At 61.0% G+C, this 3,539-nt stretch carries 2 protein-coding genes and 2 pseudogenes; 1 reads left to right on the forward strand and 3 read right to left on the reverse strand.

Annotated elements, in window-relative coordinates; all coding sequences use genetic code 11:
• From EN879_RS28235 to EN879_RS28245, 3 genes and pseudogenes are all read right to left on the reverse strand, one after another.
• A pseudogene (locus tag EN879_RS28235) lies at positions 1–524 on the reverse strand (anti-sigma factor); the annotation flags it as partial.
• Positions 521–1,063 (reverse strand): sigma-70 family RNA polymerase sigma factor, encoded by a 543-nt coding sequence (locus EN879_RS28240; protein ID WP_027162036.1) that lies wholly within the window; start codon positions 1,061–1,063, stop codon positions 521–523. The gene EN879_RS28240 and the pseudogene EN879_RS28235, both read right to left, overlap by 4 nt.
• A gap of 560 nt (positions 1,064–1,623) precedes the next feature.
• Positions 1,624–2,205: a GNAT family N-acetyltransferase gene (locus EN879_RS28245; RefSeq protein WP_206516556.1), complete on the reverse strand. Its 582-nt coding sequence runs from the start codon at positions 2,203–2,205 to the stop codon at positions 1,624–1,626.
• Positions 2,206–2,337: 132 nt separating this feature from the next.
• Here EN879_RS28245 and EN879_RS28255 point away from each other — a divergent pair.
• Positions 2,338–2,700, forward strand: a pseudogene (locus tag EN879_RS28255) (saccharopine dehydrogenase C-terminal domain-containing protein); the annotation flags it as partial.
• Between the last annotated feature and the right edge of the window lie 839 nt (positions 2,701–3,539).

Raw genomic sequence — 3,539 nt, forward strand, 5'->3', positions numbered from 1 at the left:
AGCCAGGGCTTCACCGTGTGTCGGTCCGACGAGACGATATCCACCGGGCTCATCGCCAACAGGCTGCGCTGGTGGCCGCTGGCTACCCCTGCGGCAAAGCCATCGGCTACGCCAGGCTGGATCGCCCATTGCGTTGCACCGCTGGCCAGCACCGCGCTGAGCATGATAGACGCCGCCATGGCGCGCCAATCGAATGAGCCGAAGTTGCGCGCCGACCACCCCGTTCGATTTGCCTTCGCTGGTGCCGTCGGCGATTTGGGGCGCAGTACCTCGACATTGCCGGCAGCAGCCATGGCTGCGATGCGCGCGCTGAAGGCGTCGCTGACTTGCGGCTTCGGAAGTCCGGCCACAGCCCCTTGCAAGGCCATGACGCGGGCATGTTCGGCCGCCAGCTTGGGGTCGGCGGCTATGCGCCGCTCAACGGCTATGGCCGCGGCGGCGTCAAGCTCGCCATCGACCAGCGCGTGCAGCATCAGGTTCATGCCTGCGGCATCCTCGGGCAATCCGTCGTTGTGCGCGCTCATTGCGCCCTCCCAAGGCCAGAGATCAGCAGGCCACGCGCCCGCGCCAGCCGTGACATCACCGTACCCATCGGCACGCCTAGCATGGCCGCGATATCGCGGTAGGCGAGGCCATTGATGTCGCGCAGCACGAGGGTTTCGCGAAACGGCTGCGGCAGGGCGGCGATCGCGGCTTCGAGTGCTACGGTATCTGCCTTGGCGATCAGGGTCGCCTCCGGGCTCTCGCTGTCGGGTGGATCGGCTGCGTGAGCGGAGCTCACCTCGTCGAGATCGGCGAGATCGCCCACCGAGACGATGCTGCGCGGGCGGTTCCGCGCCAGCCATGTGTAGCACGCATTGCGCACGATGGTGAGCAGCCAGGCGCGTGCATTGCCGCCGGCATAACTGGCGATGCTGGCATGTGCCTTCATGCACGCGTCCTGCACGACATCCTCGGCGTCGGTGGCATTGCCGGTTAGCCAACGGGCCAGCGAAAGCGCGTCGGCGAGATGAGGCATTACCACTTCGCTGAAGCGGTCGGCCTGCGCATTGCTGCTTAGCATTGGTGTACCGTGATATGCGCCTCGCCTTGAGTGCCCAGGAAGCGAAGATGGTTCTGTCTTGCAAGCGAACCCAGCGGAAGTATTTAGGGTCGCCAGCTGCGGTGAATGTGAAGGCAACTGTTTCATCGATGTCAATCACACACTGGACCGCAACGATTCATCCACCCCGATGCGTTCTCGCATCCGCGGCGTCTGAGCGCTCTCGATCCCGACTGGGCAGGACGTTTAAGGCAGACAGGCTGGGAGCCGCAAGCGGCCAACGCGTCGCCTTCACCTGGGAATGCGTCGACCATTGCCGTCGCGGTCGTCAGTGTGTGGGGTTGCAGGGGGACGTTCCTTCAAGGTCAATCAGCAGCGTATGCATGGAAGACCAGGGCGGGCGGCGTTTTATTCCCGGATAGCGAAAAATCTTCTTCGCAATGTAAATTGGTCCGCCCGAGCCAGCTTTTCAACGCTCTTTAGCCTGCGATATCAACCTTCCAGCTCAGCCGATCAGAGCCGGTCGAAATTCGGGCATTGCCAGAGCAAGGGTTTTGTCCATCACTTTAGCCAATTTCCGTCTAGCCGAGAATGAGGCGCATGGCGCAGCGCCTGCTTGCCGGCATCCCGTGTTCGATCTCCCGACGCAGTATTTGACGAAGCCGGTCTCCCGCATGCGTCTCGCCCAGCACCTGAAAGCCCAGCTTCGGATAGAAAGGCGCGTTCCAGATCACATCCCGAAACGTTGTCAGGGTGATCGCGACAAGGCGGCGCTCCCTCGCATCTGTGATTGCTTTTTCGAGCAAGGCGCGTCCGATACCTGAGCGTTGTCGGTCAAGGCGCGCAGCTAGTTCCCAGATGTGCAATGTGTCGTCCTGGATCTCCGCGCTCAGGAATGCGACCGTCCGGCCATCCTGCTCCACCGCTACCCAGCATGTGCCCTTGGCGATAAGTTCACGGTGACGCTCGACGGTTTGGTTTTCGTCATCGGCAATCCAGGCCAGCTCCGCAACTTCGCGGTAAGCGTCACCCTCCGACTGTTCGATATCGGGTAGTGCGTCCGCGTCAGCTACCTGCGCTAAATGGTGGTCATGGAGTTGCCGTCGTGGCTTCCAGGGTTCTGCAGAGAATAACGTTGGAGTGTCCCTCCGGCCAATCTGCAAACTCAGCTACACGCACAAAACCGGCCTTTTCATACAATCCTGGCGCCTGGAAATCGTGGCTCTGCACCCAGATCCGCCGAACACCCCTAATGGCAGCCTCGGCGGCGAAGGCGTCCAACAACTTTCGCGCATATCGTCGACGGGATAGATGAACTTGGCGTGCTTCTTTAGGGCCATTCAAGAAACGCGTTTTGGTACGGTTCGCAGCTCGCGATTGAAGACACGACAGCTCGTGCCCCATCACAATGCTACTGGGCTTCAGGTCACGTCGGCTGTGCTCGCAGGCATGGTCTGGGCGCTTGACACCCCGAGGCCGGCATCGTGGAAGTTGAAGATCTGGACTTCCGGCGCTGCCTGGAGATCCAGAAGCCCTATCTTGGCTCTCTCGTTGGTGTCTATACGGACTGGACGCCTGTGGATGGCCGGCCTGGGCTCTTCCCGGAGGACATCGACACATCCGATCCCTGGCAGTTCCGGAATGTGCTGGTTTCATGATAGCCGCCGGGCAGGGCAGCGGCGAAACGGGTTTCTGCTCCGGCAAAGCTGCCGACATGGTTCTCTCCCGGCGCGGAGGCAATTGGCGTGGACCGACGATTCCGTACGGAAGGTCTCGTCCAACTCGAGACGTTAGAGTTGGCAATAAGGAAATTGACCTGATGGATCTCACCACACGGCTTGTCGTCGCGATCGGGCTTGGCGCGCTTCTTATCGGGGCGTTCATTCTCATATAGCCGAATGTGACGTTTCAAACGCCTTTCACGCGTTACATTGCCTGTCGTGCGGCAATTCTGGCGGGACTGGACGGCAGCATCGATTTCTCGTCCTGCCGTCGCTTGTCCGTTGGTCGGATCGCCCTGTGCCTACCCAGAGAAGCGCTTTGACTAAGCGAGCTGCAAGCCCACCGAAGCATGGATCGCCGCAGACGGTTCCCATCGCCCCCGGGGGTCGTTGCGCAGCTAAGCAGCACAAGCACGCAAGCTAGGTGCGTGCTCTATCGCCTCTGGCGCGGTCACGCCTGAGAGTTGCAAGCCGTACGACGCGGCAGAACAGCTGGTTTCAAAATCCGGCATCGACACCGTCGCCAATTCCCATAGCTTGACCACGGCACTGAAAACGCGCTCCCGCCACAGCCGCCGCTACTACGGAAGGTGATGCGATTCTCGCCGGCTCGCCTGCATCCAGAGGGACGAGGACTTCGATCCTGTATTGCTATCGCGACTGCAGTTCGGCTGGGTCATCGGCTGGCACATCCTGCTGCCGGCTATTACTGTAGGATGGCCGCGTTCATCGCGATGCTGGAAGGCCTCAATTTCTTGACCGGAAGGGACATCTAT

The organism is Mesorhizobium sp. M7A.F.Ca.AU.002.02.1.1 (assembly GCF_003998535.1).
Taxonomy (GTDB): Bacteria; Pseudomonadota; Alphaproteobacteria; order Rhizobiales; family Rhizobiaceae; genus Mesorhizobium; species Mesorhizobium ciceri.

Bases quoted from the DNA above. Each gene is read 5' to 3' on its own strand.
- EN879_RS28240 (WP_027162036.1), bottom strand. From the start codon at position 1,063: ATGCTAAGCAGCAATGCGCAGGCCGACCGCTTCAGCGAAGTGGTAATG.